Source organism: Pseudonocardia pini, from assembly GCF_013870575.1.
In the GTDB taxonomy this organism is placed as follows: Bacteria; Actinomycetota; Actinomycetes; order Mycobacteriales; family Pseudonocardiaceae; genus Pseudonocardia; species Pseudonocardia pini.
Genome location: NZ_JACBXB010000340.1, coordinates 1 through 5,756 on the forward strand (window position 1 = coordinate 1; position 5,756 = coordinate 5,756).

A 5,756-nucleotide genomic window follows, 5' to 3' on the forward strand; every position below is an offset into this window, starting at 1 on the left:
TGCGCCGGTGAGCACCGCGACGCGGATGTCGACGCCCTCGCCGCACACGCCCGCGAGGTGCTGCCCGGGGTGGACCTGCTGGTCAACAGCCCGGGAGTGGTGGTGAACCGGCTGCTCGCGGACGCCGAGCCCGCCGACTGGGACCTCGTCATGGGGGTCAACTTCGACGGGGTCGTCCGCTGTTGCCGGGCGTTCCTACCGCAGCTTCGGGCCACGGGCGGGCACATCGTGAACAACGCGTCGATCGCCGCGCTGGTCGTGCAGGACGTCCCGGGGCTGGGGCTCTACACGGCCTCGAAGTACGCGTTGCTCGCCTACTCCAGGACCCTCGCGAACGAGGAGGGCCACCACGGCGTGCGCGTCTCACTCGTCACCGCGGGCCGTGTCGCCACCGCGCTCGCCGCCAACAGCGAGCGATACGCGGGCGCCCGCTGGGTGCCGCGCGGCCCGCAGCCCGCCTCCGGGGAGGCGATGTCGGCGGAGCAGGCGGGCGAGCTCATCGTGCGCGGCCTGACGCCATACCGCTTCCTCATCTTCACCCACCCCGAGCGCCGGGACCAGGTCGCCGCGGCCCACCGGGAGCTGCTGGCCGAGATCGACGGGCAGGTCGCACTGTGACACCACCCCGCAGCGAGCCCTTCCGCATCCACGTCCCGGACGCCGACATCGCCGACCTGCATCGGCGGCTCGACGCCACGCGGTTCGCCCCCGACATGGCCAACGACGACTGGCGCTACGGCGTGCCGAGCGACGTGCTGCGCGAGTGGGTCGCCGCCTGGCGGCGCTTCGACTGGCGAGACGCGGAGGAGGAGCTCAACCGGTTCGAGAACCACCGGGTCGTGCTCGACGACGTGCCGATCCACTTCGTGTACCGGCGCGGCCGCGGACCGGCGCCCGTCCCGGTGATCCTCACCCACGGCTGGCCGTGGACCTACTGGGACTGGCACGCCACCGTCGAGGCGCTCGCCGACCCCGGCTCCCACGGCGGCGACCCGCTCGACGCGTTCGACGTGGTCGTGCCGTCCCTGCCGGGGTTCGCCTTCTCGAGCCCGCTCCGACGGCCTACGCGCGGCGCGAGCGAGACCGCGGCCCTCTGGGTCCGGCTCATGACCGAGGTGCTGGGGTACGAGCGGTTCGCCGCCGTCGGCGGCGACATGGGCAACATGGTGACCGCCGCCATGGGGCACGCCCACGCGGACCGCCTGATCGGCATCCACCTCCTGGGCGCGGTCCCGCTCTCCTTCTCGGCGACGGGGTCCGCGGTGGCGGGGCTCGAATGGGAGTCGGACTGGGGTTTCCCCCGTCCCGAGACGCCGCCGAGCGACCCCGTCCTCGCCGCACGGCCGCTCACCGACGGCGCTCCGCCCAGTGCCCACCGCATCGTGCACGTGCGCGAGCCGCAGACCCTCGCGGCGGGTCTCCACGACTCCCCCGCCGGGATGCTCGCCTGGCTGCTGAAGGCGCGCCACCTGTGGCGCGGCGGGCGCGAGGAGGACGTGCGGACCGCGTTCTCCGAGCGGTTCCTGCTCACGACGTTCAGCCTGTACTGGTTCACCGAGACGGCCTGGAGCTCCGTGCGCGCGTACCGCGCGACCGCCGACAACAGGTGGGTGCCGGTGCACGACCGGACCCCCGTCGTCGAGGCGCCGACCGGGATCACCTTCTTCGAGCACGACCAGACGAGCCGGTCGCGGTTCTGGGCCGCCGACTACTACGACCTGCGCCGCACGTCGTACTCCCCGGTCGGTGGGCACTTCGCGCCCGCCGAGGTGCCCGAGGTGGTCGTCGAGGAGATCCGCGAGACGTTCCGGAGAGTCGGGGCGCACCGGCGCTGAGCCGGCGCGCCGTCACGTCGTCTTCGGGGCCGGGCGCCGGAACAGCGACTCCTGCGCGAGGTCGGCCACCAGCACCCCCTCGGCGGTGTGGATCGTGCCGGAGTACCAGCCGCGGCCCCCGGCGGTGACGACGGGCGTGAGGTCCATCAGCACCCACTCGTCCATTTGGACGGGTCGGTGGAACCAGATCGAGTGGTCGAGCGAGGGGCCCGGCCTGCCGTGCTCGTCGGTCAGCGGTGCGGTGCCCGCCGAGATGTCGGAGAGGTAGGTGAGCACCGCGGCGTGCACGAGCGGCCGGTCCGGCAGATCCCGGGCGCACCGCGCCCAGATGCGGGTCGGCCACGGCGCGGGCCGCGGTTGGACGGGTGCCCGGCCCTCCATCGACGCCAGCCGCGGGATCGCGTACGCGCGGAGCTCCTCGGGCCGCTGCGTCACCGGCATCGACGCGACCTGGTGCTCGGGCCCCTCCCGGCCGACCTGGAAGGAGCACCCCATCGAGAAGACGACCTCACCGCGTTGGGTCGCGACCACCCGGCGGGCGGAGAACGAGCCGCCGTCACGGTCGCGGTCCACCCGGAACTCCGTCGGCACCGCGGGGTCGCCCCCACGGAGGAAGTAGCCGTGCATCGAATGCGGCGCCCGCCCGTCGGGCACCGTCGCGCCCGCCGCCAAGAGCGCCTGAGCCGCGACCTGACCGCCGTAGAGGGCGAAGTCGTCGTCGAACACCGTGGGGGCGTGGAAGACGTCCCGCCCGAGGGGCTCGAGGGACAGCAGCTCGAGCAGGTCCACCGAGAGCGGCACGTGCACCGGCGCCGTCGGCGAACGCTTCACGGGGCTCCCATGTCGATGACCACCTTGCCGGTGGCGCCGCGTTCGGCGACCTCGGTCAACGCCTGCGCCACCTCCGACAGGGTGCGGACCGACGTCACCTCCGGCCGCATGCCCCCCGCCACCAGCTCGGCCAGCGCCGCGTCGGCGGAGACCACCGCCTCGGGCAGGTGCTCACCGATCGTCCGCAGCTCGAAGCCGCGCACGACGACCCCCTTCAGCAGCACCAGGTTCAGCGGGATGCGGGGGATCCGACCGTCCGCGTACCCGACCGTGACGAACCTGCCGCCCCAGCGCATCGCGCGCAGCGCGGCCTCCGCGTGGTCGCCGCCGACGGGGTCGACCACGACGTCCGCTCCACCCCCGGTGAGCTCCTTGAGCCGCTCCTTGAGGTTCTCGCGGGTGTAGTCGACACCCGCGACGGCCCCCAGCTTCGCGGCGACGGCCAGCCGCTCGGGGCTCGACGCCGCGGCGACGACGGACATGCCCAGGCGGGTGGCGACGTCGACGGTGGCCGAGCCGACCCCGCCCGCGGCACCGAGGACCGTGACCCGGTCCCCCGCCACACCGCCGCCGATCGAGACCAGGGCGTGGTAGGCCGTCGAGTAGGTGACCCGGAACGCGGCCGCGGAGACCATGTCGAGGCCGGCGGGGACCGGCCGCAGCACGTGGGCCGGTGCGACGACCTCCTCGGCGAACGCGCCGGTGAGCACGCCACCCATCACCGTGGTGCCGACCGCGGGACCGTCGGTGTCGGGCCCGAGCGCGACGACCGTCCCCGCGAACTCGCTGCCGGGGGTGAACGGCACCGGGATCGAGACCTGGTAGCGGTCGGCCATCATTAACACGTCGGGGAAGTTCACCGCGGCGGCGTGCACCCGCACCAACGCCTCCCCCGCCCGCGGACGCGGCGCCGGGATCTCCTCGACGACGACGGCGGAGGGCGCCCCGTAGGCGTGGACGCGGGCGGCCCGCATCACGCGTCCCGCAGCGGAGTGATGCTCATGGGACGCGGCGTCAGTCCGAGGCGGGCAGCGGCTTGGCGTCCTTGAGCGGCAGCGGGGAACCACCGATCGCGAGAGTGCCCTGGCCCGCCTTCGTGCACAGCAGCTCGATCCCGAGCGCGGCGTCGGTGTAGCGCTTGCCGAGCCGGGTGCCGGCCTGCTGCTCGGGGTCCGGCACGCCCGCCGTGCCCGCGTCCGGCCCCTTCGCGTCGACCATGGGCGCGCCGCCGCAGGTCACCTCGGCGTCGTCGGCGCCCCAGCGGATGACGACGACGGTCGTGGGGTCGACGGTGCTGGCGAGTGTCGTTCCGATGCGCGGCTTCATCGCGGCGTCCTCCGTGTGTGTTCGGCATCGAGGGTGTGGGGGCCGCCCCGGCGGTCCGCATCCGGATTCGGCGCACCGAGCCCAATACGGTATCCTCATTCAACATCGGACTCCCACCGACGTCAAACCTCCGGCCCCGTCGAACGGGTCACTCCGGCGTGGCGCGCCGCACCCGGCACGGCCGACGGGCGGACGGCGGCCTCCACTGAGGAGCGTCGACGCAGGGCTCCTCCGCGAGGTCCGACCCTCGATGTCAGTGATCTGATCCGGTGCCGGTCACTCGTGGTACCACGCGGTCAACGCCGCGAGGTGGCGACGCATCCGGTGGCGGGCGACGCCGGTGTCCCCTTCCAGCAGGGCGTCCAGGATGCGACCGTGGATGTGCTTGACGCCATCGACGGCGTCCGGACCGGGCTCCCGCTTGCGCACCCCGGTCGTGTGCCGCAGCCACAGCTCGCTCAGGATCCGCAGGAACAGCTCCAGCACGGGGTTCCCGGACAGGTGGGCGAGCTCGATGTGGAACCGGTCCGACCCGGCCGCGCCGGCGTCCGTCGGTTCGTGCCCCCGGGCGATCGCCTCCTGGAGGCGGGCCGCCACCTCGGGGTCGTCCCGCCGCAGGATCACCTCGTCGATCGTCCCGAGCTCGATCGCGTCGCGCACCACGCGCAGGTCCTCGGCGGTGACCTCGCGGTAGTCGAGGTAGAGCGCCATCGCCTCGATGCTCGCGTCGGGCAGGGGTTCGGCGACCACGAGGCCGCCGCCCGGGCCGCGGCGCATGCGCGCCACGGAGTCCAGCTCCAGCAGGCGCACCGCCTCCCGGAGGACGGCCCTGCTGGTGCCGTAGCGGGCCACGAGGTCGTTCTCCGAGCCGAGCACCTGCCCGACGGGCCAGCGCCTGCGCACGACCTCGTCGCGGATCCGGGCCGCCACCACCTCGGCGAGCTTGGCGGCGGGCTCGGCGGTCGAGCCGTCGGCCGTGGGCCTGTGCCCGGGGCGCCGGGCGCCTCGCGCGTCGTTCTCGACGAACCACGCGGTGACCTCGTCGAGATGCGCGGTCATCTCGGCGGTGGCGGAACCCGGTTGCCCGCCGAGGATGGCGTCGACGACCGCGGCGTGGCGCGCGCGGGAGATCTCCCTGGTCCGGGCGCTCTTCTCGCGCGGGATGCGGCGGAGCGAGTGGCCGTACCGGGCGGTGAGCCTGGTCGTGACGTCGATGAACAGGTGCAGGGCGGGATTGCCCGACAGCTCGCCGAGCAGGACGTGGAGGGCGTCGAGCGAGACGGTCTCCTCGTCCCGGTGCGCGGCCTCCGCGTCCAGCAGCGCCCGCATCCGGTCGATGCCCTCCTCCCGGAGGTTCCGGATGGTGAGCTCGACGGCGAGGGGCTCGAGCAGGAGGCGGGCGCGCATCAGGTTCTCGATGCTCAGCCCGATGTACTCGAGGTAGATCACCAGCGCGCGGGTCGCGGGACCGGCGTCCGGCGCCGAGACGACCAGGCCCCCGTTCGGTCCGCGCCGCATCCGGGCGACCTGGTGGTGCTCGACGAGCCGGACCGCCTCGCGCAGCGCCGAGCGGCTCACGCCGTACCGCTCCTGGAGGTCCTGCTCGGATCCGACGACCTCACCTATCGGCCAGCCCCGGCTGATGATGTCCGCCTCGATGCGCCGGGCGGTCAGGGCGGCCAGCTTCTCGGTGGGCCCCCGGCGCGGCGGCGCGGGATGGCTGAGCGCGCTGCACGGCCTCACGATCGACAACCTGCTGTCCGC

General features: G+C 73.9%; 6 protein-coding genes. 2 read left to right on the forward strand and 4 right to left on the reverse strand.

Going from position 1 to position 5,756, the window contains the following annotated elements; all coding sequences use genetic code 11:
- Nucleotides 1–618, forward strand: a 618-nt coding sequence (locus H5J29_RS18840; protein ID WP_181782289.1) for an SDR family oxidoreductase, incomplete at its 5' end; no start/stop codon positions are given.
- Nucleotides 615–1,835: an epoxide hydrolase family protein gene (locus tag H5J29_RS18845; RefSeq protein WP_181782291.1), complete on the forward strand. Its 1,221-nt coding sequence runs from the start codon at nt 615–617 to the stop codon at nt 1,833–1,835. The genes H5J29_RS18840 and H5J29_RS18845, both read left to right, overlap by 4 nt.
- A gap of 12 nt (nt 1,836–1,847) precedes the next feature.
- Here H5J29_RS18845 and H5J29_RS18850 read toward each other — a convergent pair whose 3' ends face one another.
- From H5J29_RS18850 to H5J29_RS18865, 4 genes are all read right to left on the reverse strand, one after another.
- Nucleotides 1,848–2,666, reverse strand: a complete 819-nt coding sequence (locus H5J29_RS18850) for an acyl-CoA thioesterase (RefSeq protein ID WP_312858305.1) — start codon at nt 2,664–2,666, stop codon at nt 1,848–1,850.
- Nucleotides 2,663–3,640, reverse strand: coding sequence for an NADPH:quinone oxidoreductase family protein (locus tag H5J29_RS18855; protein WP_181782292.1), 978 nt, complete (start codon nt 3,638–3,640; stop codon nt 2,663–2,665). Before H5J29_RS18855 ends, H5J29_RS18850 begins: the two co-directional genes overlap by 4 nt.
- Before the next feature lie 40 nt (nt 3,641–3,680).
- A complete protein-coding gene (locus H5J29_RS18860; RefSeq protein WP_181782294.1) occupies nt 3,681–3,992 on the reverse strand; it encodes a hypothetical protein in 312 nt (103 codons plus the stop codon).
- A 276-nt stretch (nt 3,993–4,268) separates the two neighbouring features.
- On the reverse strand, nt 4,269–5,756 hold a 1,488-nt coding region (locus H5J29_RS18865), incomplete at its 5' end, for a FadR/GntR family transcriptional regulator (RefSeq protein ID WP_220187622.1).

Bases quoted from the DNA above. Each gene is read 5' to 3' on its own strand.
- H5J29_RS18855 (WP_181782292.1), bottom strand. From the start codon at position 3,640: ATGCGGGCCGCCCGCGTCCACGCCTACGGGGCGCCCTCCGCCGTCGTC.
- H5J29_RS18860 (WP_181782294.1), bottom strand. From the start codon at position 3,992: ATGAAGCCGCGCATCGGAACGACACTCGCCAGCACCGTCGACCCCACG.